General features: G+C 66.8%; 27 protein-coding genes and 1 pseudogene. 6 read left to right on the forward strand and 22 right to left on the reverse strand.

The window, feature by feature from the left end:
- Window positions 1–2 precede the first annotated feature (2 nt).
- Genes era through lepB form a run of 3 tightly spaced genes read right to left on the reverse strand, consistent with a single transcriptional unit; the run spans window position 3 to window position 2,409 of the window.
- Complete coding sequence (gene era / locus G7B69_RS00255) at window positions 3–893, reverse strand: GTPase Era (RefSeq protein WP_166174867.1); 891 nt, start codon at window positions 891–893, stop codon at window positions 3–5.
- The gene (gene rnc, locus G7B69_RS00260) at window positions 890–1,558 is read right to left on the reverse strand and encodes a ribonuclease III (protein ID WP_166174869.1); all 669 of its coding nucleotides are present in this window, start codon (window positions 1,556–1,558) and stop codon (window positions 890–892) included. Before rnc ends, era begins: the two co-directional genes overlap by 4 nt.
- Window positions 1,555–2,409 (reverse strand): signal peptidase I, encoded by an 855-nt coding sequence (lepB, locus tag G7B69_RS00265; protein WP_166174871.1) that lies wholly within the window; start codon window positions 2,407–2,409, stop codon window positions 1,555–1,557. Before lepB ends, rnc begins: the two co-directional genes overlap by 4 nt.
- A gap of 178 nt (window positions 2,410–2,587) precedes the next feature.
- Here lepB and pgi point away from each other — a divergent pair, with 178 nt between their 5' ends.
- Complete coding sequence (gene pgi, locus G7B69_RS00270) at window positions 2,588–4,105, forward strand: glucose-6-phosphate isomerase (protein ID WP_166174873.1); 1,518 nt, start codon at window positions 2,588–2,590, stop codon at window positions 4,103–4,105.
- A 3-nt stretch (window positions 4,106–4,108) separates the two neighbouring features.
- Here pgi and G7B69_RS00275 read toward each other — a convergent pair whose 3' ends face one another.
- From G7B69_RS00275 to G7B69_RS00290, 4 genes are all read right to left on the reverse strand, one after another.
- Window positions 4,109–4,642 (reverse strand): L,D-transpeptidase family protein, encoded by a 534-nt coding sequence (locus tag G7B69_RS00275; RefSeq protein WP_243414957.1) that lies wholly within the window; start codon window positions 4,640–4,642, stop codon window positions 4,109–4,111.
- A gap of 127 nt (window positions 4,643–4,769) precedes the next feature.
- Window positions 4,770–5,360, reverse strand: a complete 591-nt coding sequence (locus G7B69_RS00280; protein ID WP_166174877.1) for a L,D-transpeptidase family protein — start codon at window positions 5,358–5,360, stop codon at window positions 4,770–4,772.
- Window positions 5,361–5,477: 117 nt separating this feature from the next.
- A complete protein-coding gene (locus tag G7B69_RS00285) occupies window positions 5,478–5,705 on the reverse strand; it encodes a CDGSH iron-sulfur domain-containing protein (RefSeq protein ID WP_166174879.1) in 228 nt (75 codons plus the stop codon).
- A 60-nt stretch (window positions 5,706–5,765) separates the two neighbouring features.
- Window positions 5,766–6,410: a methyltransferase family protein gene (locus G7B69_RS00290; RefSeq protein ID WP_207785914.1), complete on the reverse strand. Its 645-nt coding sequence runs from the start codon at window positions 6,408–6,410 to the stop codon at window positions 5,766–5,768.
- A gap of 27 nt (window positions 6,411–6,437) precedes the next feature.
- On the opposite strand from G7B69_RS00290, the gene gor reads away from it, so the two are divergent.
- A complete protein-coding gene (gene gor, locus G7B69_RS00295; protein ID WP_166174881.1) occupies window positions 6,438–7,784 on the forward strand; it encodes a glutathione-disulfide reductase in 1,347 nt (448 codons plus the stop codon).
- A 1-nt stretch (window position 7,785) separates the two neighbouring features.
- On the opposite strand, the gene G7B69_RS00300 is transcribed toward gor, so the two are convergent.
- Window positions 7,786–8,418, reverse strand: coding sequence for a hypothetical protein (locus G7B69_RS00300; RefSeq protein ID WP_166174883.1), 633 nt, complete (start codon window positions 8,416–8,418; stop codon window positions 7,786–7,788).
- Window positions 8,419–8,538: 120 nt separating this feature from the next.
- Between G7B69_RS00300 and G7B69_RS00305 the strand changes: the two genes are divergently transcribed.
- Window positions 8,539–8,991 (forward strand): DUF488 domain-containing protein, encoded by a 453-nt coding sequence (locus tag G7B69_RS00305; RefSeq protein ID WP_166174885.1) that lies wholly within the window; start codon window positions 8,539–8,541, stop codon window positions 8,989–8,991.
- Here G7B69_RS00305 and G7B69_RS00310 read toward each other — a convergent pair.
- The 10 genes and pseudogenes from G7B69_RS00310 to G7B69_RS00355 form a co-directional block, all read right to left on the reverse strand.
- Window positions 8,988–9,344, reverse strand: a complete 357-nt coding sequence (locus G7B69_RS00310) for a hypothetical protein (RefSeq protein ID WP_166174887.1) — start codon at window positions 9,342–9,344, stop codon at window positions 8,988–8,990. The two genes, G7B69_RS00305 and G7B69_RS00310, sit on opposite strands and share 4 nt — an antisense overlap.
- 23 nt (window positions 9,345–9,367) lie before the next feature.
- The gene (locus tag G7B69_RS00315) at window positions 9,368–10,519 is read right to left on the reverse strand and encodes a glycosyltransferase family 4 protein (protein ID WP_166174889.1); all 1,152 of its coding nucleotides are present in this window, start codon (window positions 10,517–10,519) and stop codon (window positions 9,368–9,370) included.
- An 18-nt stretch (window positions 10,520–10,537) separates the two neighbouring features.
- Complete coding sequence (locus G7B69_RS00320) at window positions 10,538–11,419, reverse strand: DUF8021 domain-containing protein (RefSeq protein ID WP_166174891.1); 882 nt, start codon at window positions 11,417–11,419, stop codon at window positions 10,538–10,540.
- Between the two features lie 22 nt (window positions 11,420–11,441).
- Window positions 11,442–12,476, reverse strand: a complete 1,035-nt coding sequence (locus G7B69_RS00325) for a DUF8021 domain-containing protein (RefSeq protein WP_166174893.1) — start codon at window positions 12,474–12,476, stop codon at window positions 11,442–11,444.
- 118 nt (window positions 12,477–12,594) lie between these two features.
- The gene (locus tag G7B69_RS00330) at window positions 12,595–13,017 is read right to left on the reverse strand and encodes a hypothetical protein (RefSeq protein ID WP_166174895.1); all 423 of its coding nucleotides are present in this window, start codon (window positions 13,015–13,017) and stop codon (window positions 12,595–12,597) included.
- A gap of 137 nt (window positions 13,018–13,154) precedes the next feature.
- A complete protein-coding gene (locus tag G7B69_RS00335; RefSeq protein ID WP_166174897.1) occupies window positions 13,155–15,866 on the reverse strand; it encodes a G8 domain-containing protein in 2,712 nt (903 codons plus the stop codon).
- Between the two features lie 80 nt (window positions 15,867–15,946).
- Window positions 15,947–16,129, reverse strand: a pseudogene (locus G7B69_RS00340) (hypothetical protein); the annotation flags it as partial.
- On the reverse strand, window positions 16,123–16,779 hold the full coding sequence (locus tag G7B69_RS00345) for a hypothetical protein (protein ID WP_166174899.1): 657 nt from the start codon (window positions 16,777–16,779) through the stop codon (window positions 16,123–16,125). The gene G7B69_RS00345 and the pseudogene G7B69_RS00340, both read right to left, overlap by 7 nt.
- Window positions 16,772–18,718 carry an acetate--CoA ligase gene (gene acs, locus G7B69_RS00350; RefSeq protein ID WP_166174901.1) on the reverse strand — a complete coding sequence of 649 codons (1,947 nt, stop codon included), beginning with the start codon at window positions 18,716–18,718 and terminating at the stop codon, window positions 16,772–16,774. Before acs ends, G7B69_RS00345 begins: the two co-directional genes overlap by 8 nt.
- 62 nt (window positions 18,719–18,780) lie before the next feature.
- Window positions 18,781–19,191, reverse strand: a complete 411-nt coding sequence (locus G7B69_RS00355; protein ID WP_166174903.1) for a MarR family winged helix-turn-helix transcriptional regulator — start codon at window positions 19,189–19,191, stop codon at window positions 18,781–18,783.
- Between the two features lie 75 nt (window positions 19,192–19,266).
- Between G7B69_RS00355 and G7B69_RS00360 the strand changes: the two genes are divergently transcribed.
- Both G7B69_RS00360 and G7B69_RS00365 read left to right on the forward strand, forming a co-directional pair.
- Entirely contained in the window at window positions 19,267–20,127 is an 861-nt protein-coding gene (locus tag G7B69_RS00360; protein ID WP_166174905.1) for a p-hydroxycinnamoyl CoA hydratase/lyase, read from the forward strand.
- Window positions 20,128–20,262: 135 nt separating this feature from the next.
- Entirely contained in the window at window positions 20,263–22,386 is a 2,124-nt protein-coding gene (locus tag G7B69_RS00365; protein WP_166174907.1) for an acetate--CoA ligase family protein, read from the forward strand.
- A gap of 11 nt (window positions 22,387–22,397) precedes the next feature.
- Here G7B69_RS00365 and G7B69_RS00370 read toward each other — a convergent pair whose 3' ends face one another.
- From G7B69_RS00370 to G7B69_RS00380, 3 genes are all read right to left on the reverse strand, one after another.
- Entirely contained in the window at window positions 22,398–22,544 is a 147-nt protein-coding gene (locus G7B69_RS00370; RefSeq protein ID WP_166174909.1) for a hypothetical protein, read from the reverse strand.
- A 127-nt stretch (window positions 22,545–22,671) separates the two neighbouring features.
- Window positions 22,672–23,466, reverse strand: a complete 795-nt coding sequence (locus G7B69_RS00375; protein ID WP_166174911.1) for a hypothetical protein — start codon at window positions 23,464–23,466, stop codon at window positions 22,672–22,674.
- 115 nt (window positions 23,467–23,581) lie between these two features.
- Entirely contained in the window at window positions 23,582–23,779 is a 198-nt protein-coding gene (locus G7B69_RS00380) for a hypothetical protein (protein WP_166174913.1), read from the reverse strand.
- 189 nt (window positions 23,780–23,968) lie between these two features.
- Here G7B69_RS00380 and G7B69_RS00385 point away from each other — a divergent pair, with 189 nt between their 5' ends.
- Entirely contained in the window at window positions 23,969–24,307 is a 339-nt protein-coding gene (locus G7B69_RS00385; RefSeq protein WP_166174915.1) for a hypothetical protein, read from the forward strand.
- Here G7B69_RS00385 and G7B69_RS00390 read toward each other — a convergent pair.
- A complete protein-coding gene (locus tag G7B69_RS00390; RefSeq protein ID WP_279323133.1) occupies window positions 24,304–25,419 on the reverse strand; it encodes a serine hydrolase domain-containing protein in 1,116 nt (371 codons plus the stop codon). The two genes, G7B69_RS00385 and G7B69_RS00390, sit on opposite strands and share 4 nt — an antisense overlap.

Raw genomic sequence — 25,419 nt, forward strand, 5'->3', positions numbered from 1 at the left:
GCCTAGCGTACCCAGTCGAGTCCTATCTCTTCGTAAATCTCGCGGCTTTCGGCCCAGTTCTCGTCGACCTTGACGTGCAGGAACAGGTGCACCGGCACGCCGAGCAGCTCGCTCAGCTCGCTCCGCGCCGCTTCGCCGATGGCCTTGATCCGCGCTCCGCGCTTGCCGAGGACGATGGCTTTCTGGCTGTCGCGGCCGATGACGATCTGCTGGCGGATCTCGATGCTGCCGTCCTTGCGCACGGTGTAGCTCTCGGGCCGCACGGCGCTGTCGTAGGGCAGTTCCTCATGCAGCTGGCGGTAGAGCTGCTCGCGGGTCACTTCGGTGGCCAGCAGGCGCTCGCTGGCGTCGCTGACCTGGTCCTCCGGGTAGTGCCACGGCCCCTCGGGCATCAGCTCGGCGAGGCGGTGCTTGAGTTCGGCCACCCCATCGCCCGTCAGCGCGGAGACGTAGAACACCGCGTCGAAGGCAACCTTGCCGACGAGCCCCTGCGCGAGCTCGAGCAGCGATTCCTTCACCGCTGCGTCGACCTTGTTGAGCACCAGCAGCTTGCGCTCGGAGCGGTGCGCGAGCGATTCCAGCAGCGGTTCGAGCTCGTGGCGGCGCTGCTTGACGGCGTCGACCACGAGCACGATCGCGTCGGCCGCCTCGGCGCCTTCCCACGCGGCGCTGACCATCGCCCGGTCGAGCCGCCGCTTTGGTGCGAAGATGCCGGGCGTATCGGCGAGGATGATCTGCGTTTCGCCCTCGAGCGCGATGCCCATCAGCCGCGCGCGCGTGGTCTGCGCCTTGGCGCTGACGATCGCCACCTTTTGCCCGACGAGCGCGTTGACCAGCGTCGACTTGCCGGCGTTCGGCGCGCCCAGCACCGCGACTACCCCGCAGCGGGTCATCCGAACCTCTCCATGAACAGCCGCGCCGCCTCGGTCTCGGCGTCCTGCTTGCTCGAGCCGGTGCCCTCGACCTCGCCGACCTTGTGCACGCTCACGCGAACGGTGAATTTCGCCGCATGGTCCGGACCGGAGCGGTCGATCACTTCATATTCCGGTGGCTTGCGGCGGTTGCCGGCGGCCCATTCCTGCAGCGCGCTCTTGGGATGCTTGGAACGGCCGGCGTGACCGGAGACCGCCTCCTCCCACAAGTCGTGGACGATTTCGCGCGTGGCGGAAAAGCTGGATTCGAGGAAATTCGCCCCAAGCAGTGCCTCGAGCACGTCGCCGAGGACATTGTCGCTGGTGTGGGCGCCGTCGTCGCGCGCCTGGCGCCCCAGCCGGACGTGCTCGGGCAGGCCGATCTCCTGCGCGATCGCGGCGCACGTCGCCCGGCTGACAAGCGCGTTGAGGCGCTGCGCCAGCTCGCCTTCGGAGGCGTCCTCTCGGCGATAGAGCCATTCCGCTATGGCCAGACCGAGCACCCGGTCGCCGAGAAACTCGAGCCGCTGGTAATCGCGCGAAGCGCCCATGCTGCCATGCGTCAGCGCCTCGATCCACAGCTCCTCGTCGGTGACCGTGAAGCCGAGCCGCTCGAGCCACGCCCGGCTCTCGCCAAGCTCTTTCACAAGGTGTCTCCGATGCGGCCCCAGCGCGCCGCGCGGAACCAGCTGATCGGGTTGACCCAGCTTGCCCGGCCGTCGGTCGAGAAGGCGATCACCGCCGCGCGGCCGACCACGTTGTCGATCGGCAGGAAGCCGACACCCTCGCCGGCTTCGGAGGGGAAGCGGCTGTCTTCCGAATTGTCGCGATTGTCGCCCATCACGAACAGCTTGCCCTCGGGGACGATGACCGCATCGGTGTTGTCGGCGTTGACGCCCCACGGGTTGTTGGCACCCGACTCCCCGAAATCGAGCACCATGTAGCTCACACCGCCGGGCAGAGTCTCGCGGAAGCGGGGATAGCGGCAGACGGGCGTGCCGTCCGCCGCGACGCTGCGAAAGCGGGCGATGCGGCACGGGTCGTAGGGCGTGATCGGGGCGACGAAATCGCCCACGCGCACCTTCGGGATCGCGGCGCCGTTGAGATAGACCACGCCGCCTTTGACCTGCACGGTGTCGCCCGGCAGGCCGATCACGCGCTTGATGTAGGTTTCGCGGTTGATCGGGTGTTTGAACACGATCACGTCGCCGCGTTCGGGCACGTGGCCGAAAATGCGCCCGTCGAACAGCTTGATGTCGAGCGGCATCGAGGCTTGCGAATAGCCGTATGGCCACTTCTCGGTGAACAGGTAGTCGCCCCACATCGCCGCCGGCAGCATCGATTCGCTGGGGATCGAAAACATGCCGAACACGAACGTGCGAAAGAGCAGCACCGCGATCACCAACTTGACCAGGAACCACAGGAAGCTGCCTTCCTCCTTCCTGGCCGGGACGGCCTTGTCGAACTGACTGGCGGGGGGTGATTCGAGGTCAGCCATCGAGCACACCTGAGGCGAAGTTTACACCGGACTGACAAGGTTGACAGGGTCCAGAACAGAAGCCGCCGCACCGCTTCACCGACGGCGCAAGACGCCTCGTCGTCGCGGTGTTTTTCCGGTTCCAAATCATCGCCCGGTCGCCTAGCCGATGTGGCCGCCTGTAGGAAAGGATTGAATAGTGAGCGACCCGCGAACGGACGCCTGGCAAGTCATCAGGACCCGGTCCGACGCAACGCTGGCCGAGCTGTTCGAGCGCGATCCCGAGCGCGTCGGCAAGCTATGCGGCCGGATCGACACGGGCGAGGGCGGGGTGCTGTTCGACTGGTCGAAGACCCACCTGACCGACGAGCTGCTGGGCGATTTCGAAGCGCTCGCGGAGGCGGCGGGCTTCGCCGAGATGCGTCGCAAGCTGTTCGCCGGCGAGGTGGTCAATGGAACCGAGAATCGCGCCGCCGAGCACCCGGCGCTGCGCGGGGTCGGCAAGGAAGCGAGCATCGAGGAGGCGATGGCGCTCGCCGCGCGGATGAAGCTGCTGGTCGAGGCGATCCACGACGGCGCGCTCGGCGAGGTCAACCATCTGATCCATATCGGCATCGGCGGCTCGGCGCTCGGCCCGGCTCTGGCGGTCGATGCCCTGGCGCGCGACCTCAAGCGTTGCGACGTCCACGTCGTCTCGAACGTGGACGGCCTCGCGCTCGAGGAAGCGTTCATGGCCTGCGACCCGGCGACCACGCTAATTGCCGTGGCCAGCAAGACGTTCACGACCATCGAGACGATGACCAACGCGGAAAGCGCGCTGGCTTGGCTGCGGGACAACGGCGTGGTGGACCCCTACGGCCGGGTCGTCGCGCTCACCGCCAGCCCGGAGAAGGCGGTCGAATGGGGTGTCGACGAGACGCGGGTGCTGCCGTTCTCACAGAGCGTCGGCGGGCGTTATTCGCTGTGGTCCTCGATCGGCTTCCCGATCGCCATGGCCGTGGGCTGGGAGGACTTCGCCGCGATGCTTGACGGCGCGGCGCGGGTCGACGCCCACTTCCGCGATACCGGCGGCCGCGCGAACCTGCCGCTTCGCGCGGCGTTCGCCGATCTCTACTACGCCCGCGTCCGGGGCGCCGAGACGCGCGCCGTGTTCGCCTACGACGAGCGCCTGAGGTTGCTGCCGAGCTATCTCCAGCAGCTCGAGATGGAATCCAACGGCAAGAGCGTGACCGTGGACGGCGCACCGGTCGATGGTCCGACCGCTCCGATCACCTGGGGCGGGGTCGGCACCGACGCGCAGCACGCTGTGTTCCAGCTGCTCCACCAGGGCACTCACCTCGTGCCGATCGAGTTCATCGCCAGCGTGGCCCCGGGCGACCAGCTCGACCTGGCGCACCACCGCATCCTGCTCATGAACTGCTTCGCCCAAGGAGCGGCGCTGATGGCCGGGCGCGCCAGCGACGATCCGGCGCGCAGCTATCCCGGCAACAGGCCCAGCGCGACGATCCTGTGCGACGATCTCGATCCGGCCACGCTGGGCGCGCTGGTCGCCTTCCACGAGCACCGCACGTTCGCGAACGCCGTGCTGATGGGCATCAACCCGTTCGACCAGTTCGGCGTCGAGCTCGGCAAGGACATCGCCCGCAAGATCGAGGCCGGCGGGGAGCGCTTCGATCCGAGCACCGAGGCGCTGCTCGAGGCGGCCGGGCTGGCCTGAACGCTATTTCGTGATCAGCACCGGTGTGCCGATCTTGGTCGCTTCGAACAGTTTCGCGGCAAACTCGTCGGGCAGGCGGATGCACCCGTGCGAGGCAGGATATCCCGGCAACCTGCCCGCGTGGAGCGCTACCCCGTAGCTGGTGATCTGCTGCATGTATGGCATCGGCGCGTTGTCATACTTCTTTGAAAAATAGCGCCGGTACTTCGCCAGGACCTTGAAGCTGCCCGGCAGTGTCTCGTGCCCCGCGCGCCCGGTCGATACGGTCGAAACCGCGACCAGGCGGTCATCGTCGTAGGCGTAGATCAGCTGCTCTGTGAGCCTGAGCGCCAGCCGGTCGACCTCGGTCGTGCCGTCCGTCCACAGGAACTTGCCGTTCTCGAGTGTGTCCTGACCGAAGGCCTCGCTCATGGCGGCGCGAGGATCGTCCGCTGCTTCGGCGAGCCTGACGACTGCCACGACGGGTTCGTCCGTCGTCTGCGCCTGCGCCGGAATTGCCAGCGCCGGCGCGCCCAGCAGAGAAAGCCCTTGGACCAAGAGCCTGGTTTTCGCTTCAATTCTAAAAGACATTCGCATGCCTGCGGGCTAGCAACGTGGGCCGCAGGCTTCGCTCCGTAATGTCCGCGATTCCCGCGCGCAGCAGACGCATCTGCTAACGCGCTGCTCAGTCCTTCAGGGCAACCTGGGCCGTCGTGGGGTCGAAGTACGGCGGGTAACCGCCGACGTAGACCGGGATGCCCACTTCGGTCGCGGCGAACAGCTTGGCGGCAAACTTGGTCGGCATGCGGATGCACCCGTGCGACGCGGGATAGCCGGGCAGAGGTCCGCCGTGCATGGCGATGCCGTAGTCGTCGATCCGCTGCATGTACGGCATGCTGGCGTTGTCGTACTTTTTCGAGCGGTAGCTCTCGTGCCGCTCGAGGATCCGGAAGATGCCGGTCGGGGTGATGTGGCCTTCGCGCGCGGTCGAGGCCGTCGCGGCGCCGACCAGCTCGTCACCGTCGTAGGCATAGACCATCTGGTCCGCCAGGCTGACCACCACGCGGGTGACGGTGTCGGCGCCATCCTTCCACATGAACTGGCCGTTCTTGAGCGTGTCCTTGCCGAAGGTATCGAACAAATCCTCGCGCGCGTCGGCGGCGGCGTCGAAGGCCTTTTCGACCGCTTGTTGGCTTTCATTCGATGCTTGCGCGGGGGCCGGCACGGCGAGAGCCAGCGCACCCAAAAGCGCAAGACTTTGCGCCAGGCGTTTCATTTTCGTCACCAATTCTCAAAACTTGCTTTGGTTTAATAATGCCCATTCGCGCGGTGGGTTCCGCTTTTCTTCCGGGCAACTCGGCGCGCCAAAGCAAGCATTCGCCGTATCGAGGCCTCAGTCGTCCTCTTCGCGCACCGCTTCTTCAGCCGCCAGGAAGCCGATCTTCGAGTGCTGGCCGTCGCAGAACGGCTTGGTGGTCGAGGCGCCGCAGCGACACAGGAAGACGTGCTTCTGCCCGGCGAGAGTGTAGGCATTGCCGCCGTCGTCGTGCATCTCGAGCTCGGCGAGGTCGCCGGTCAGCTTGTAGGGGCCGTTCTTCGTGACGGTGATCTTGATCGGCATCGCATCTTCTCCTCGCGCTGGCATGACCATAGCGCATCGCGCCCGGCGAAGGAACGCGTGTCAGGAGAATTTGGGAAGCGGAACGATCATCGAGACCCGGCGTCGATAGTCCTCGTAGCCGCCGATTTCCTTTTCAAGGAAGCGCTCTTCGACCCGCGCCTTAAGGACGAAGCCGAGCGAGAACAGCGCCGCGCCGAGGATCGGCCAGGGCTTTCCCTGCAATCCTGCCATCGCCACCGCGCCGGCGATCAGGCCGGTGTAGATCGGGTGCCGGACGAGGGCATAGGGGCCGGTATCGACCACGCGGTGCTCGGCCATGCGCTCGATCCCGCCCGACCACAGCTTGCCGAGCGCGATCCGCGCCCACCAGGCAAAGGCGATGCCCGCGGCGGTGAGCGCGATCATCGACCAGCCCAGGATGGGGCCGACATGCCACAGCAGCGGCTGGAACCTTGGGACGACTCCGTACATCAGGACCATGCCCGTTGCGACCATCAGGAAATGCACCCGGTAATCGCCGCGCGGCGCCTGCGCGGTCGGCTTGTCGCGCCATAGCGCGGCCAATTGCCAACTGACCAGCCATGCCAGCCACAACGAGGCCGCGACCTTGACGTAGAACGGAAACATCCCGCGAATGTAAGGTGGTGTATCGTCCGCGTAAAGCACCGCCTCGCGCTGGTTGGCAAGCGCCCCCGCAGCCGCCATATGCGCGGCGCAGCAGGAGCTTCCCACATGGCCGACTACGACTACGACCTGTTCACCATCGGCGCGGGCTCGGGCGGCGTGCGCGCGAGCCGGGTCGCGGCCGCGCACGGTGCCCGCGTGGCGGTGGCCGAGGAATACCGCGTCGGCGGCACCTGCGTGATCCGCGGCTGCGTGCCCAAGAAGCTGCTCGTCTACGGCGCCCACTTCGCCGAGGACCTGCAGGATTCGCGGGCTTTCGGCTGGACCGCCGAGAATTGCGTGTTCGACTGGAAGGCCTTGCGCGACAACGTGCTGGCAGAGGTCGACCGGCTCAACGGTCTCTATCGCCAGACCCTCGAGAACCACAAGGTCGAGATCATCGAGCAGCGGGCCACGGTCAGCGGCCCGCACGAGGTGACGCTGGCCGACGGAACGAGGAAGACGGCGAAAGTCATCCTGGTGTGTACCGGCGCCCGGCCGCACATCCCGTCATGTCCCGGGCACGAGCTCGGTATCACCAGCAACGAGGTGTTCCACCTCGACGAAGTGCCGAAACGGATCCTGATTTCCGGGGCGGGCTACATCGCCAACGAGTTCGCGGGTATTTTCAACGAGTTCGGCTCGAAGGTCACGCTGATCAACCGTTCCGACCAGCTGCTGCGCGGCTACGACGAGAGCATGCGCGACCGGCTGCTGCAGATCAGCACGATGAAGGGCATCGGCTTCCGCTTCAACGCCGAGTTCCGCGGCATTCACAAGAACGAGGACGGCAGCTTGCGCGTCTCGATGACCAACCATGACGATCTCGAGGTCGATTGCGTGCTGTTCGCCACCGGCCGCCTGCCGAATACCGAGGGGCTGGGCCTCGAGGATGCCGGGGTCGAACTCGGCGCCAAGGGCGAGATCAAGGTGGACAAGTATTCGCGCACCAGTGTCGAGAGCATTTATGCCGTCGGCGATGTGACCGACCGGATCCAGCTCACGCCGGTGGCCATTCGCGAAGGACAGGCGTTCGCCGACACCGTGTTCGGCAACAAGCCGACGACGGTCGACTACTCATGCGTCCCGAGCGCGGTGTTCAGCCACCCGCCGATCGCCGGCGTCGGCATGACCGAGGGCGAGGCGCGCAACAAACTCGGCGCGGTCAAGGTCTACCAGTCGGACTTCCGGCCGATGAAGAACGTGCTCGCCGGACGCAACGAGCGCAGCCTCTACAAGATCATTTGCGACGGCGAGGACGAGCGCATCGTCGGTATTCACATGATCAGCCCCGACGCGCCCGAGATCATGCAGGCGGCGGCGATCGCGGTGAAGGCGGGGCTCACCAAGGCCGATTTCGACGCGACGGTGGCGATCCACCCGACGATGGCCGAAGAACTGGTGCTGATGCGCTGACCTAGCGGCGCCGGCGCCCTTCGACGGGGGTGGCGGGCAGGGTGTCGAGCGTCAGGTACCCGCGATGCGCGGTGTCGAGCTGGTTGAAGCGCAAATGCGCCGCCTCGCTGGCCGCGGTGCGCGAAATGCGCCCGCGCAGTTCCAGGTCCATGGCCGCTACGGGCTCGGGCAGCCCGAGCAGGTCGAATCGTGCCGCCCCGATCGGTATCGTAGCCTTGCTGCGCTTCGGCCGGTCGACGCTGGGAAGGTCGACATCATCGCCGAATTTCGAGGCCCATTCTTTGTTGCTGTCGGGCGCCCGGGCGCCCGTCCACGAACCGCCGAGCGTTTCGGGCGCGACTTCGCCCTCGTAACGGGTCTTTTCGATGCTATCGATCGCGCCGTCGTGATTGACGTCGAGGGTATCGAAAAACCGCAGGAAGTCGGCGTTGAACTCGGCAAAGTCGAGTTTCCCGTCGGCGTTCTTGTCGGCGCCCGAGAACCAGTCGGCGACCGGATAGGGCACCTCGCCGTAGACGCGAAATGGCTCGCCCGAAGGGGCGATGAAGACTTGCGCGCGGCCTTGCGGCGCGGCATCGCCGGCCGGGGCAGCAGCTTGCGCCGTCATCAGCAGGATCGGAAGAAGAGCAAGCATCGCGGCAGGGTTCCTAGTTGGGGAATCGCATGATTGTACAGCGTTACCTTACCACGGCCTGACTTGCCGGCCGCAAGCCCAGAAACAAGTTCTGCGCCAGGATCGTTCAGAGGGTGAACCATGCCGACGATCTTCACCATTGGATACGAGCAGGCGACGCAAGCCGCGGTGGTCGCAGCCTTGCGCGAGGCTGCGGTCGAGGTCCTGGCGGACATCCGCTATCTCCCGTTGTCGCGCCGGCCCGGGTTCTCGAAGAACTCGCTCAAGGCCGCGGTCGAGGAGGCGGGGATCGCCTATCGCCACTTCCGCGATCTCGGCACCCCCGCGGAAGGACGTGCGGCGGCGCGGCGAGGCGATCAGGCGGAGCTTTCGCGCGTCTATTCCGGGCAGCTCGAATTGCCCGAAGCGATGAAGCAGATGGCCGAGCTGCGCGCGCTCGCCGAGGAGAAGCGTGTGTGCCTGCTGTGCTACGAGCGCAACGCGGCGGAATGTCACCGCGCACTGCTGTTCGACGCCCTGTTCGGCGATTTCGCTCGCGTCGACCTGGAACCGGCGCTCGTGCTCGCGAGCTAGGCCCGCAAGGGGATTACGTTCGACGTCGGCTCGCCCGCTTCGAGCAGCGCTTCCAGCGTGCCTTCGTCGAGCGGTGTATCGAACAGCACGCCGAGCGAGCCGCCCTTGGTCCACTTGAGCTTGCCGGCGATCGGTCCGACCTCGCCCAGCCACAGCTGCAATGCTTCCGAGCGGGTGACCCCGACGGCCTCCGTTCGCACGCGGCAGCCCTGCAAACCCAGGTCGGTCACCAAGGCGGCTTCTGTGCCGCGCTCGCCGATCACGCACAGGCCTTCGATCACCACCGCGTTGCGCGGCGCGGAGCGCGAACGCGCGCTGTTCTGCTGCAGTCTTGTGCGTTTTCCCCTGGTCATGCGGCGACCCTGTAGGACCGGGGTTAAGTTTCTCTTGCGGAGCGAGGGTTAGCGCTCCGGTAAGCTCGAATTGCCGCGTGATAAGTTTCGACGAGCTTGCGCCCGAGCGCCGCGGGCGAAAGCTCTCGTTCGAAGTGCTCGAGCGTGGCCGCCCGCGTTTCCTCGCGAGGTCGTTCCGCCAGCGTCATGATCCCCTCCGCAAAGGCCTCGGCATCGCCGCATGGCGCCAGCGCACCGATCTTGCCTTCGCCGGTCAGCGCGCGGAACGGAGGAATGTCGCTGACGACCGTGCCCAGCCCGCAAGCGAGCGCCTCGATGAGCGAATAGCCGCTGCCTTCACGGTGGCTGCCCAGGATGAACAGGTCGCACGCGCGATAGAGCTGTTCCATCTTCTCATGCGGCAGGGCGCCGAGCAGATGAACATGCTCCGCGAGCGCCGGTTCCTCGCGCAGGACCTGCTCGACGGCAGGCAGCAGGTCGGCTTCGCCGTAGGCGCACCAGAATTGCAGGTTGGGCAGCCGCGGCAGGACCCGGCGGATTGCGTCGAGGATCGTCAGCGGGTCCTTGTTGGCGTTGAGCCGGCCCACCCACAGCAGGGCCGGATCACCCCACACTCCGGCCGACGAGCGAGCGGCGCCACGGTCCCCCGCGGCGAAACGCGTCGAGGATTCCGGTACGGCAAACACCGGCAGCGCGTCGGGCAGCTCCCCGGCGCGGCGGAACTCCTCCGCCTGCTCCTTTGCGGTGAAGGCCACGCCCGCCGCCCCGCGCAAGCTCCACCGCCTGAGCCTGCCCCGCTTGCCGCCGGGGGCGCTGGCGTGGTCCTGGACCAGTACCGGGACGCCGAGACCGGTGATCGCGGCGAGGTGGAGCGGGAAGCCGAGACCGTTGAGGTGGATCACGTCGGGGGCGAGCCGGCGCGCGGCCGCTGCGAGCCGCCACGGCATGATGCCGGCGCCGTACTTCCGCGAAAGCCGCGGTTCGGCGATAAAGCGGTAGTCGACGCCTTCGTGCCGATATTCGGCGGCGAAACGGCTGGCCTGGAGCACGGTCACCCTTGCGCCCGCCTGCGCAATCGCCTCGGCCACCAGCGGGACGGTCGGCCAGGCCCGCAACAGCGCCTCCGGTCCACGTCCTTCGGCGTCGATCCCGCAATTGACGTGGACGACGTGCACTGGGGGCTGTGGTGCGGCTCAGGTTTTCGGAGCGGGCGCCCGCACGATCCCGCCGTTGTCGTCGGACTGCGGCCCGGGGAGCACGCTGATCGTGTGCACCGCGCGCAGCTTGCCGTCGATGAAGCGGAAGCTGTGCGAGTCCGGCCCGCCGGTCGAGCTGCCGAAGCGGCAGAAGACGTTGATCACGCCCATCTCGGGATCGATCAGGTAGTCGCGGTTGACGATGTAGAGCACGCCCGGCGGGATGCCGACCTCGCACGAGGCGTCGGGTTTGCCCTCGCGGTTGGTGTAGGCGCCGCCTTCGAGCCGCGCGCAGGGCTGGCCCCACGGGATGGCCGTGAACTTGTCGGCGAAGGCATCGAGATAGGCGTTGGCGCCGCGGATCATCTCGGCGGGCGCGGTGCCCTGGTACTTCATCAGCGGCTGCCAGTTCTCGGCCCTGGCGTACTTGAGGTAGGCGTTGGCGTTGAACAGCCAGTCGCCCGGCTTGGTCACCAGGCTGTCGACGCGGATGACCTTGCCGTCGTGCAAATAGAGCCGGGTGCCGATCACGTAAGGCTTGGCGCCGGTGACAACGATCTCGCTGAAGGTCTTGCAGCGGATGGGATCGTGCAGGCTCATCGAATGGGCGACCGGCAGCGCGGTGTTCCACAGGCCGGCCGACTTTTCGACCGTCGCCATGTCCTGCAGGTAGTGCGCCTTCGGATCGAGCGGCAGCGCGGAGATGTCGCCCTTGGCTTGCCCGGCGACATAAGCGGCGGTGGCTGCCTTGAGCTGCTCCATCGTGCAGGTCGGCTTGTCGGGCTGCGGCGCATAGGGACTCGGCGGCGGGCCATTCTGGGCGAGCGCCGGCGAGGCGATGCCCGCGAGCAGCGCGGCTGCGACAAGTGTACGGATCATTGTTCTAGCTCCCCCTTGGCTTTCACCGGACGTCCTGGATTTCCTCGCTGCGGCACTGCTCGTAAGTGCCCCAGCCCGAGCAGACGCCGTAGGGCCCGCGGATGAAAACCGCCTCGATGCGGCGGATCTTGTTGTTCTCGATCTTGAACAGTTCGCCCAGCTCCCACGTCCAGTTTATCGGCCGGTGGTCGAAGGCGGCGAAGGCGAAGACGATGCCGCGTTCACGGTCGACGGCGACGAAGCGGCGGTCGCGGATCCCGGTGACGACGCCCCTGAGCGCGGTTTCGAACTGGCCCTTGCAGGTCATCACCGGCTGGCCGCGCATGCCCGGCGTGCCGCCCGGTCCCGCTGCAAGCATGCCGTTCTCCCGCCGCAGGCAATCGTCGGTAAACGGATAGTACCCCTTGCCGTCGTTGCGTTGCATGCCGGTGAAATACTGGTTGGCGACCGCGATCAGGTCGGCGCGGCTCATCCGCTCCTTCTCGGGAACGGCCTGGAGGAAGATCGGGTGGGGCGAGCCCATCGCCTCGACCGCCGCGCCGGTCGCCGGGAACGGGCTGCTGCTGGGCGCCGAGGTGGCGCCGAGCGGACGATCGGGACGGGCGACGATCTGCTCGACCTCGCTGATCTTGCCGCTGGCGTCGATCCGCAGGCGCACGTCGATGCCCACCGGCTCGGGCGGGCGCGCGGCGCCGGCCGCGCTGGTCGAGGCCTGCTCCATCATCGTGCCGAGGAAAGCGACTTGCTGGGTTTCGGTATCGGGGACGTAGAACTTGTATTTGCCGACGCCGCTGGCGGTCGCCCACAGGCCCTCGGTGCCGAACGGCAACTGCACACCGTTCTCGGTGAACCTGACGTTGGCCGCGAACAGCGCCGGATCGACTTGGTGCGCGGCCATCGCGGCGAGGTATTTGTCGACGTAGCCTTCGAGGCAGGCGCGCTGGCACTTGTGCTCGGGCAGCGGCACGCCGCCGGGCGGCTCGGACGCGGCGCCGGCCATGCCGGCCACGGCGGTGAGTGCGAAAGCCGCGAGTGCCATGCGGATCGAACGGCGCATCGATTGTCCTCCCCTTCTGCGGGCCCTCCTCGCGAGCGGGAGAATCCCATTTGAGTCCGACAATAGCGCAAATCGGCGCCGCGGCTACCCGCGCAAATGTGCCAAATTGTCTTGCCGGTCAGGCGGCGGGCGCGGCCTTGCGCGAGACCAGCCACCCGCCGACCGCGCCGCCGACGATCTTGAGCGCGTGGGCCGTGAGGTAGGCGGGCGTGAAGCCGGCCGCAACGCTGGTCCCCGCGACGAACAGGCTCGCGACGAGCCCAATCAAGACGTAGGCGGCCACGGCGATAAGGCCCGTCAGCGCACCCTGGAGCAGGGCCGAGCCTGGCGTTGGCTTTGCCGACCAGTATCCCGCACCGACGAACACGACGAACGAAGCGGGTGGGACGATCAGGCTCAGCAGCGACGCCGCGTGGCCCAGGTCCATCCATCCGTAAAACGGGATCGCGACGAGGATCAGCACCACTTCGCCGAGGACTGCGGCGATCAGCGCGCGGCCCCAGCGCAGGCCCCGCGCGGCGCTATCCGGATTGCTTGCCATGGCTCTCTCCCCATCGACCCGGGCTGGGAAATACCAGTCTTCGCGGGCGGAGACCAGCCGGTGCGGTTGTTCGCGAACCGTCACCATCCCGGAGACACCAGGTCGAGCCCGGCGTTCGTCCCCGTTGGGTTCGGACCTTATCGGCTGACCGCGATGTTGGCTTGCAGATCCGTTGGCCGAATGACCGGCCTGACCGGAGCACTGGCCACCAGCTTGACCCAGAGGTCGTTTCCGTCCCTGAAGTAGGACGTCTGGTTCGCCTCGCGCAAGGCGTCCATGCTGCCCTGTTCCGTGCCGGTGGCTGCCTTGGTGAAACCCGGCAGGTCAAACATGACCCATGAGCCCTTGTCCATTTCGGCCAGGCTGAGAGTGACTTGCGGCCTTTCGGTCTTGACCCGGATCTCGGTGCCGGCACGCACGGTGCTCTGGTCGCCGTTGATTTTGAATTCCCTGCCGTTGCGAACGAGCGCGATGGGCGCCTGCGGAGGACGGCGGGAGAACAGGGCGGCACGCTGGGCCTTGACGAGGGGCGTGTCCGGAGCGTTTGGACCGAGCGAGGAGAGCAGGGCGAACCGGGCGGTGCGGGATTCCAGATCGACTGCGGCGGGAAGTTCTCCCCTGGCGTCCGAGAGGTTCAGGCGACCGATGTCGCCTGTGCATACAGAAGCGTTCCAGGTGGGATGAATCTGACAGGTGTCGTCGGTGACGACGCTGTCATTCTCGCCGTCGTTGAGCATGATGTGGGAATCAGGGATTCCGGTCACCGATCCGTCGAGGTCGTGGATCGACAGGGTCCGATATGCGTTGCCGCCGCGGTTATCATTATCGAACCGGGCATCGTATTTCGGAAAATAGACCGGCTTGGCGTTGACGAATTGCGCGCCGCTTATGGTGCTGCCGGTACTGAGCCCCGCGCTCGTGAACAGCAGGAAGGACAGCGCGCCTGTCTTTCGCCGGTCGTTATCCTGGAAATTCACGAATGTCGTGTTCACCACGTCATCGCGGTAATCGTAGTATTCGTAGCCGCGGATCGGGAAATCCGGAATTGAAGGCTTCGGCAGGCTGCGGCCGTAAGCGACTTCCTCCGGCGTGCGCGGATTGCCGATATTGTCGGTCTCGCCCACGATCAGCGAATCCACCAGCCGCGAATTGAACGGGTTGCTGCCGATGTCGCCGGCGGCCTGCGTCATGCCGATGGCGTTGTCGGCGAATTTGGCGTTGCTGTAGACGAACATGTCGCCCCGGCCCCAGAGTCCGCCATTGCGGTTCTTGTAGCTGGTCAGGTTCTCCCAGTGCGACTCCACCACTTCGCTCTCCAGGTCGGCAGGATTCTTGAGCGGCAGGAACGGGATGGTGGCCAGGCCGAAGGTGTTGTCCGGGTAGATGTTCCGGTCGAAAAGGAACCCGTCGAAGTTCGAATGCGCCACGTTGCCCCTGAATTCGCGCAGCGGCGTGCGGCGCGGCCAGATGGTTTTCGCGGCCTCCGAACCCAGGAACGCGCCCTGGGGGTGCTCGGGCACCGACAGCCAGAAACCGTTCTCGTCGGAACCGGCCGCCACATTGTCGATGAAGCTGTTGTCCGGGTTTGTGATCCAGAACGAGGCCACCGTGTTGTCCGAAGGCAGCAGGGTCTGGCCGTGGAAGCTCGCCTTGCTGTAAGCCGCGCGATCGGCAGCGAGGGGGAGCTTCTCCCCGTTGGCGGCAAGGTTGGTCGGCACGCAGTCCAGGGTCGGATGGCACTTGGTCTGGATGGCCAGGTTCCTGACGAACGTGTTGCCGTGCTCGATGCCGTCTTCGAGGAAGAAGCAGTGGCCCACGGTGTTGTAGGTCACGTTGTTCTCGACCAGCACGTCGTTGGTGCCGTGGACCGTCACGCAGCGGTTGTAGGTATCGTGGATCGCCGCGTTCCTGATGTACATGCCGGCACCCTCGCCGAGCAGGTGGAAGTGCATCGGGTAGCGGGCGAGGGTCAGGTGCTGGCCCATGCGATTAAGCTCGATGCCTTCCGCATGCACGGTCGAACCGGGCATCGCCATGATGTGGCCGCCGAAATAGCTCTTCGCCGCATCCTCGGACGCCTGGACCTTGATGTTGCGGGTCAGCATGCCGACCTCGCCGCGCTCGTCCACCCCGTAAGTGATCTGGCCATAGTGCATGTATTCGAGCGGCTGCGCGAAGCTGAGCGTGTTGCCGTTGACGGCGGTGACGGTGCGGCGCTCCGCCTGGCGCGGATTGTAGTCGGTCGAGGCGAGCACGATCTCGTCGCCCGCGCGCCATTCGCTCGCGTCGAGCACCCGGATCTGCCGGGCCCCGCGCTCGGCGGTGGCGGCGAGCTTGGTCCAGCTGTGCGTCCGGTTGCCGTGCAGTTCCAGCGTCCCGTTCAGCAGCATGATGCCCCGGTCGCCCATGGTGTTGACGTTTTCGCCCGGCACGTTGTCGGTCAGGGTGATCGTCGCCTTGTGCCGGTAGGGCGCGGCCGCGGTGCCGATTTCCAGCGTCCCGCCCGGAACGTAGATCCAGTCGGTCTTGATCTCGATGTCGCGCTTGTCGGCGAAGCTGAGCTTGCCCTGGATGGTCAGGCTGCGCAGTTCGGGCGGGCTGGCGTCGAGGATTACCTCGGTTCCGCGGGGAATGGTCACTTCCTCGCCCGCCGCGGGCACCTTGCCCGAGGGCCATGCCGAAGCGTCCGACCACTTCACGGTCCGCTCGATCGCGCCCGGGGCGGCCCCGTCCATCGCCATGCCGGCGTGATCCCGGCTATCCTGGGCGGCGACACCGGCACTCGCGGCGAGAAGCAGGCAGGCACCAGCGAGGCGAGTGCAAAAGAACAGCCGAGACTGTTTGCGCATGACCAGTTTTCCTCTCCCGGACGATGAGTCCGGGTTATGGCTGGTGCGCGAAGCTTTTTGCAAGGGTCAAACCGGTTGTCTCACGCCGTTCCCTTCAAACAATCCTCCACCATGCTCGGGTCCGCCAGCGTGCTCGTATCCCCCAGGTTCCCCACATCGTTCTCCGCGATCTTGCGCAAAATCCGGCGCATGATCTTGCCCGAGCGGGTCTTCTGCAGCGACGGGGCGAACTGGATCGCGTCGGGCATGGCTGGACCTATCCTTCCGCCGGCAGTTCGCGAAACACCCGCCACAGCAGGATCGCGCTGGCAGGAAACGTCACCGCCCAGGCCGAAGCCGGCCAGATGAGCGAGGGCACCAGCATCTGCAGCGCGAGGAACGGCAGCACCGCTCCGTTGGCGATCATCGCCGCTTTGGCCGCGCGGGCAGAGCGTGCCTGCGGCAGCCCGAAGGCGGCGAACAGCGTCGCCGCGCTCATCAGGCTGTATCCGAACAGGTCGATGGCGAAGAGGAACGACTTGTAGGGCACGAACAGCAGCAGGGCGATGTCCTGCGTGTCGCCCGCCGCCAGCCGCGGGGCGACAAAGGTCAGCTGCACGAAATAGACCAGCCCGGTGAGCGTCGCGTACATGATCGCCAGCGCCAGCCCGGCGAGCGCGAACACCTTCCGCTCGCGCGGCGCAACCGCATAAAGCGCGGCCATCGTCACCACAAAAGCCGGACCGAGCAGCAGCGAGGGGACGAGCAGCACGGCGATGCCGAACGGCGTGCTTGCGCTGTTCGGCCCGCCGGCCGAGCCGAGCATCCCGGCCCATTCGAACAGCTGCGCGACGATATAGGCAATGCTGAAGAAGGCGGCGGAGGACGCCGCCCAGATCCCGACCTGGCGGGCGGAACCGCCCGATTCAGGCACGGGGACGGTTCGCCACCAAATCCGCCACCACGCCCGGGTCCGCGAGCGTGCTCGTATCTCCCAAATTCCCCACGTCATTCTCCGCGATCTTGCGCAAAATCCGGCGCATGATCTTGCCGCTCCGGGTCTTGGGCAGGGCGGGGGCGAACTGGATGACGTCGGGGGTGGCGATGGGGCCGATTTCCTTGCGCACCCATTGCGACAGCTCCTTGCGCAGGGCCTCGCTGTCCTCGGTGCCGACGGTGGTGGTGACGTAGGCGTAGATGCCCTGGCCCTTGATGTCGTGCGGCATGCCGACGACCGCCGCCTCGGCGACCTTGTCGTGCAGCACCAGCGCGCTTTCGATCTCGGCGGTGCCCATGCGGTGGCCGGAGACGTTGATCACGTCGTCGATGCGGCCGGTGATCCAGTAGTAGCCGTCCTCGTCGCGCCGGCAGCCGTCGCCGGTGAAGTACTTGCCGGGATACTGGCTGAAGTAGGTCTGGAAGAAGCGCTCGTGGTCGCCGTAGACGGTGCGCATCTGGCCGGGCCAGGAGTCGGTGATGCACAGCGCGCCTTCGGCCGCGCCTTCGAGCAGGTGGCCGTCGGCCGGATCGACCAGCGCGGGCTTGACGCCGAAGAACGGCTTGCTGGCGCTGCCGGGCTTGAGCGGGGTCGCGCCGGGAAGGGGGGTGATCATGTGGCCGCCGGTCTCGGTCTGCCACCAGGTGTCGACGATCGGGCAGCGCCCGTCGCCGACCACCCGCCAGTACCACTCCCACGCTTCGGGGTTGATCGGCTCGCCGACGGTGCCGAGCAGGCGGAGCGATTGGCGGCTTGTCTTCTGCACCCACGAATCGCCCTCGCGCATTAGCGCGCGCAAGGCGGTGGGGGCGGCGTAGAAGATCTCCACCTGGTGCTTGTCGACCACTTGCCAGAAGCGGCTGAAGTCGGGGTGGTTGGGCACGCCTTCGAACATCACCGTCACCGCGCCGTTGGCCAGCGGGCCGTAGACGACGTAGCTGTGCCCGGTGACCCAGCCGATGTCCGCGGCGCACCAGAAGACCTGGGGCGCGCGGTAGTCGAAGGTGTACTCGTGGGTCATCGCCACCCACACCAGGTAACCGCCGGTGGTGTGCAGCACGCCCTTGGGCTTGCCGGTCGAACCGGAGGTGTAGAGGATGAACAGCGGGTCCTCGGCGCCCATTTCCTCCGGCGGGCAATCGGCGCTTTGACCCGCGACGGCTTCGGCCCAGTCGAGGTCGCGGCCTTCGACCCGGTTCACGTGCGCGCCGGTGTGCCTGAGCACGATCACCCGGCGGACCTTGCCGTGGCGCTCGCAGGCGGCGTCGACGTTGGCCTTGAGCGGGATCTTCTTGCCGCCGCGCAGCCCTTCGTCGGCGGTGATGACGACATCGCTGTCGCAATCCTCGATCCGGCTGCCGAGCGCCTCGGGGCTGAACCCGGCGAACACGACCGAATGGACCGCGCCTATGCGCGCGCAGGCGAGCATCGCCACGGCGGCCTCGGGCACCATCGGCAGGTAGATCGTCACCCGGTCGCCGCGGCGCACGCCCTCGGCCTTGAGCAGGTTGGCGAACTTGCAGGTGGCTTCGTGCAGCTCACGGTAGGTCAGCGTGCGGCCGGGGGTGCTGGGGTCGTCCGGCTCCCAGATGATCGCCGTCTGGCCGCCGCGTTCGGCCAAGTGGCGGTCGAGGCAGTTGCTCGAGAGATTGAGCGTGCCGTCGGCGAACCAGCGGATGCCGAAGGTGTCGGCGTCGAAGCTGGTGTCCTTCACCTGGGTGAAGGGCCTGATCCAGTCGATCCGCCGCGCCTCCTCGCGCCAGAAGCCGTCGGGGTCCTCGACCGAGCGGCGATACTTCTCGGCATAGGTGTCCGCGTCGATCAGCGCGTTCTCCGCCCACTCGCGCGGCACGGGGTGGACCACCTGCTCACTCATCGCCTGCTCCCAAATCGCTTTCCGGCAGCGCTAAGTCGCCGCGGCGGAACGGGCAAGGGGAGTCAGCGCCAGAGAGCGTTCAAGGCCGGCAGAAGGTGCGCACGATGCTCTTGGGGGACGCGCTCGATCAGTTCGCGCTCGAAGTGCTCGATCACCGTGCGGCCTTCGGCCAGTTTGGCGCGGCCGGCATCGGTCAGCGCCAGGCCCTGGCTCTTGCCGTCGATCGGGGCGCGGGCGATCAGTCCGGCGTCCTCGAGCCGCTTGAGGATCGGCACCATGTTGGCGCGCTGGATATCGAGCTGGCGGCCGAGCGCGCTCGAGGTCGCGCCGGGATTGGCCTCGACCAGCATCAGCAGCGAAACATCCGATTGGCGCAAGGCGAGCGCCACCAGCCGCGAGGCGAGTTCTGCCGCGGTTGCGTTGGCGGCACGGCGCAGTGCATAGCCGGGGAGCGAGACGAGCGGATCCTGCATTATCGCTATTGTCTATAACAAAAGCGAAAGCTATGGGCAATAGCAATACCGCCGATTCGAACTGGAGAGACCACCATGGCCATGCCGTCGCAACCCGATCCCCGCCCCGAGGCGGAAACCGTCCGCTACGAGATCGAGGACGGCGTCGCCTGGGTCTATTTCAACCGCCCCGACAAGCGCAACTGCATGAGCCCCAAGCTCAACCGGCGCATGCTGCAGGTGCTGACCGAGCTCGAGTTCCGTGACGACGTGCAGGTGCTCGTCCTGACGGGCGAGGGTTCCTCGTGGTCCGCCGGCATGGACCTCCTCGAATACTTCCGCCTGACCGAGCAGGAAGGCCTGCACGCGATCCGCCGGTCGCAGCGCGAAGCCTATTCGTGGTGGGAGCGCCTTCGCTGGTACGAAAAGCCGACGATCGGCATGATCAACGGGTGGTGCTTCGGCGGTGCCTATGGCCCGCTGTTCGCCTGCGACCTGGCCTATTGCTCGGACGACGCGCAGTTCGGGCTCTCCGAAATCAACTGGGCGATCCTGCCCGGCGGCGGCGCCTCGAAAGTCGCGGCCGAGCTGATGGGCTTCCGCGATGCGATGTACCACGCGATGATGGGCGAGAACCTGACCGGCAAGCAGGCCGCCGAGAAGGGGATGGTCAACGAATCGCTCCCCGCCGACAAGCTCAAGGCGCGGGTCCAGCAAGTCGCCGACGTGCTCAAGAAGAAGGACAGCCAGGCCCTGCGCGCGACCAAGTGGGCCGTGCGCCGGGTGCGCGAGATGACCTACGACAATGCCGAAGATTACCTGATCCGCGCGCAGGAAGCGCTCAACCAGTTCGGCGGCGTGGCAGCGCGCAAGGAAGCGACCAAGCAGTTCCTCGATGACAAGACCTTCAAGCCGGGGCTCGGGGCGTTCGACAAGACCAAAGTCCAGAAGGACTAGAGCGCACCAGCTGTCGTCGCCCCCGGGGCCCCGCTATTCTTCCAGCGCCGCAATCGTAGCGGGTTCCCGGGTCACGTCCGGGATGACGAATGAAATGGAGACGGCTAGGGCGCGCGCCGAATGGAGAGAGATTCGATGACCACCCGCCGCTTCACCAACGCGCAGATCGACCGCCTGCTGCGACCGAAGTCGGTCGCCGTGATCGGCGCTTCGGACCGCCACGGGGCGCTCGGGGCGACGCTGCTGAGCAACCTGGTGAAGTACGAGTTTTCCGGCGACGTCTACCCGGTGAACCCCAAGCGCGACGAGCTGCTCGGGCTCAAGGTCTACCACTCGGTCGAGGAGCTGCCCGAGGGCATCGACTGCGCGGTGCTGGCGATCCCGCGCGATTTCGTGCTCGGCACGGTCAAGAGCCTCGGCGAAAAGGGCTGCGGGGCGGTGGTGATCTACTCGGCCGGCTTCTCCGAAGCTGGCGAGCAGGGGATGAAGGACCAGCAAGAGCTGGCCCGCATTGCCAACGAGCACGGGATGATCGTCGAGGGGCCGAACTGCCTCGGCTGCACCAATTACATCGAGCGGGTGCCGCTCACCTTCGTGCAGACCAACATGCGCACCCCGCCCAAGGGCACGCGCGCAGTCGGCATCGCCAGCCAGTCGGGCGCGCTCGCGGCGGTGCTGGCGACCACGCTGTTCGCCCGCGACGCCTATGTCTCGACCTCGGTATCGACCGGCAACGAGGCGGTCAGCGGGGTCGAGGACTATGTCGAATGGCTGGTCGACGATCCCGACACCCACGTGATCGCGATGTACGTCGAGAGCCTGCGCCGCCCGCAGGCGTTCCTCGCCGCCGCTCGCCGTGCGCGCGAGGCCGGCAAGCCGATCGTCATGCTGCACCCCGGCAAGAGCAACAAGGCGCAGGAAAGCGCCGCGACGCACACCGGGGCGATGGCCGGCGACTACGCGCTGATGAAGGCCAAGCTCGGCCGCGAAGGGGTGATCTTCGCCGAAACGCTTGAAGAACTGGGCGACATCGCGACGATGGCCGTCACCTGCAAGGCGCTGCCCGGGGCCAACATGGCGGTGCTCGGCGAGAGCGGCGCGCTGCGCGGCCTCGCCTTCGACATCGCCGAGGACATCGGCCTCGACCTGGTCGACCTCAACGACGACAACACCCCGGCGATGCGGGCGATCCTGCCCGACTACGTGCCGGTCTCCAATCCGACCGACATCACCGCGCTCGGCCTGTCGGAGCCGGAAATCTACACCAAGGTGCTGACCGTGCTGCTCGAGGATCCGCGCGTCGGCTCGGTGGTCGCTTCGATCATCCAGTCGGACCCGATCACCTCGAAGATCAAGTTTCCCGCCATCATCAAGGTGCTCGAGGACGGCACTTTCCCCAAGCCGCTGGTCTTCGCCGGGGTCGACGAAGGCGCAAACGTGCCGCCGGAATACGTCGAGGGTCTGCGCAAGGTCGGCATCCCGTGGTTCCCGAGCACCGAGCGCGCCTATCGCGCGATCGCCCGGCTCGCCGACCTGTCTAAGCGCGACCTGACCGATCGCAGCCAGCCGCCGCTGCCGGCGGAAGGGCTCGACGCGGTCTCGGGCGTGGTGCCGGAATATCAGGCCAAGGACCTGCTTCGGCCGCTCGGCATCGCGTTCCCGGAGAGCGAGTTTGCCGCCACACCGGACGAGGCCGCCGCTGCCGCCGAGCGCATCGGCTATCCGGTCGTGCTCAAGGCCCAGGCCGCCGCGCTCGGCCACAAGAGCGATGCCGGCGGGGTGATTCTCAACATCAAGTCCGAAGACGATCTTCGCGCCGCCTTCGACGCGATCTACGGCAACGTCGTCGATTACGATGCCTCCATTCGGCTCGACGGCGTGCTGGTCGAAGAGATGGGCAAGATGGGCATCGAGATGATCGTCGGCGCCAAGAACGATCCCGAATGGGGCCCGGTCGTGCTCGCCGGTTTCGGCGGGGTGACTGCGGAAATCCTCAAGGACGTCAAGCTGTTCACCCCCGACATGGGCATCGAGCAGGTCGAGGCCGGGCTGCTGTCGCTCAAGCAGGCGCCGCTGCTCAAGGGCTGGCGCGGCGCGCCGCCGCGCGATGTCGCGGCGCTGGCCGAGCTGATCGTCCAGGTCGGCCGGGTGATGACCGGCAACCCGCGCATCCGCGAGATCGACCTCAATCCGGTGATCGTGCACCCGCAGGGCGAAGGGGTCGTGGCGCTCGACGCGCTGATGCTGGTCGAAGGGTAATTGCCCGGGGGCTAATGCTTCGAGCGCTCATGTTCGCTGCGGTAATACCGCTTCAACCGCTGACGCTCCGAGTTGTAGTGCAAGCGCCAGATGGCGGCGGCCACGCCGCAGGCCAGCAGCACGATCAGAAAATAGGCGATCAGCAACCGAGTCGACATCGAAGGCCATCCTACGCGGCGAATGCGCGCCACACTTCGTCGAGATCACCTGCGAGCGAACAACACCTGCGGCGTCATGCGGTCAATTTCGCAAGAGTGCGTAGGTTCCGGCCGGCCTTCGCTGCGATCAACGATTTGAGGCGTCGCCATAAGGGCTGGCGGGCTTGACCTCGTATTCGATCCGGATCCGCACCCAGTCGCCGACTTGCGACACGCCGTTGACGCGCGGCGGGCGCACGCGGAACTGCCAGGCCGCCGCCAGCACCGCGCGCAGCATGTGCGAGCCTTCGGGATATTCGTCGAGCCCGATGCAATCCTCGACGCGGTAGTCGGCCACGGTCTTGCAGGTGATCAGTCCCCACGCGGGCCCTTCCGCGGTCGAAAGATAGCCGCGCAGTTCCTGATCGGTCGGTTCACGATACCAGGCCGCGGCGTACATCGGCTGGCCATTGGGTGCGGTGCCTACGCGCTTCGAATCTCCGAAGGCCGGGCTGTAGGCGGGGCCGATCACCGGCCCTGCCGGCGCGCTGGGCCGCTTCGGCAGGTTTGAAATGTCGAACGACCGCATTTGCTGCGGCGACACCGGGATGATCGCCGCAGGCGGCTGTGCGGGAGCGACCTCGGCGACGTCGGGCAGCGGTGGCGCTTGCGCCGGCCTCGGCGTGGCGCGGGCGGCTTCGCTCGGCGGCTTGGGCTCCGGCTGGGTAGGGGTTTCGGAATAGTCGCGCGAATCGAACGCGACCGTGGCCATCGGCACGTCCTTGTGCGCGGGGCGCATCTGGCTGAGCGACAGCAGCACAAGCAGCAGCAGTCCCTCGAGCGCTAGCGCCACCACCGCCCCGGTGATCCGGTCTCCGAGGTTCGCGCGCGTCCGCTCGCGGGCGTGGCCGAGCAGCCGCCGCAGTGAGCGGGCATCGAACATTGGGGGTGCAATCATGAAAGGGGCGATTCGGGACCAAGCAAGCTGACGCCGCTCATTGTCGCGTGCCGGACGGTCGATGTCGAGATGCGATCATTGCGCGGCGGCGCTGCTCGCGTCAGCTGGCCTCGTCGCTTCTTTCGCCGGATATGCCTTCCTGAGACGGTACTCTGGCCTTGCGGCCTGCTCGCCGTGCGTGCCGCTTGCGCCGGCGGACGTTGCGTTCGGAGTTGTAGATCGCCCACCACACCGCGAAGCCGCACCCGGCCACCAGTAGAACCAGCAAGGCGTATCCGATTACCAGCCGTGTCGCCATGGGCCCCCCAGCAACCGGTGTTGCTCACGCCACCATTTACCATAAGCGCGCGAAATCCAATCTCATAAAATGCCCCCTTTCGCGCCTCAGGCCCGAATGTGGCTTTCCTGCATTGGTCACATTTTGCTCATGACGCGGCGACCGAAAGCCGGCGATCGTGCTCCTGACAAAACCGGATGGAGGCATGCCGTGACACATGAACCCCTCGCACGATCGACGCCCTTTCGCTCACTCAGCGGATGGTTGCCGGTCGTCCTTGCCGCGGCCGCGCTGGCGTTGCTCGGCGGCTTCTGGCTGACTGGGCCGCACCCGCCGAACATGGTGCTCGACCACGGCGTGTGGCGCGAAGACGAAGGCGTTGCCGCGAGAGTGTGGCAGCTGCTGATGCTCGCACAGCTCGCCGCGATCGCGGTCAGCCTGGTTCGCTGGGTTCCGCGGGCGCCCGGGGCGGCGCTGCAGATGCTCGCGCTGCAGCTCTGCGCCCTGGCTGCCGCGGCGCTGCCGGTCTGGCTGCTCGAGCACTCTTAGGCGAACAGCTCGGCCAGCTCGCTTGCCGCGCCGAGCACGTCGCCGGGGGTCATCATCGTGTTGCTGGCGAGCGCGATCGACAGATCCTCCTCGGGATAGACGACGAGTCCGCAGCGTCCGCCGGGGGTGGTGCCGGCGTGGTGCCAGCGCGCACGGCCCCGCTTGTCGCTGTCGACTCGCCAGCCCAGAGCGAGCGGCGGCTGCTCCGGGCTGCCCTCGGTCAGCGGAGTGAACAGCAGCGTGCGCTCGTCGGCCGTGATCCTCGACTTGGGGCTTTCGAGCAGCGCCGCGCCGAAGCGGGCGAGGTCGGGCATCGTCATCAAAAGTCCAGCGCCGGCCCAGCAGAACGACGGATTGCTGAGGCCCATGTTGGCGAAGCCGTCCTCGCCGGCAGGCGGCGACAGGCCCGGCATGCGCGTGGCGAGGATCTCAAGCTCGCGCGCCGTGAAGTAGCCGCCGACGCGGCCTGGTATGATCTTCATCACCTCGTCGGCGCACAGCGAAGGCAGTTCGAACGGGACGGCGATCTCGTCGGCGACGATCGCGAGGAAGTCCTGTCCGGCCGCGGCCTCCATCACCATCGATGCGAGGGTGTAGCCGTACGAGGAATAGTTCACCGTCGTGCCCGGTTCGGCGACCAGTGGGTCGTCGATGAACAGCGCGAGGATCGAGGCGCAATCGGGGTAGTGCCGCTGGACGACCGATCCGCCGGGCGAGCTCGGATCGAGGTCCTGCGGCCCGTAATGCCGCACGCCGCCGGTGTGGGTGAACAGCTGGCGCAGGGTGGTCCGGCGGTGATGCTCGGGCAGGTCCGGCAGCCAGTAAGCGATCGCCGTATCGAGTTCGAGCAGGCCCCGCGTGACCAGCCGCGCGGCGGCGACGGTCGTCACGACCTTGCTCACCGAGCCGAGCCGGAACAGGTGCGCGGGCGTCGCCGGGACCGCGAACTCGAGGTTCGCCATGCCCGTTGCGGCAGACCACGCCAGTCCCTCGCCTTGCGCTACCGCGAAAGCCATCGCCGGAGCATCGTGCCTGTCGAAGAAGGCCTGCGCCCACCCGTCGGCTGCGTCCGAAGCGCCTAGGGATCGGACCGTTTGGCTCTGCCTTAGCAT

Origin of the sequence: Croceibacterium segetis, from assembly GCF_011320115.1 — a bacterium.
Lineage (GTDB): Bacteria > Pseudomonadota > Alphaproteobacteria > Sphingomonadales > Sphingomonadaceae > Croceibacterium_B > Croceibacterium_B segetis.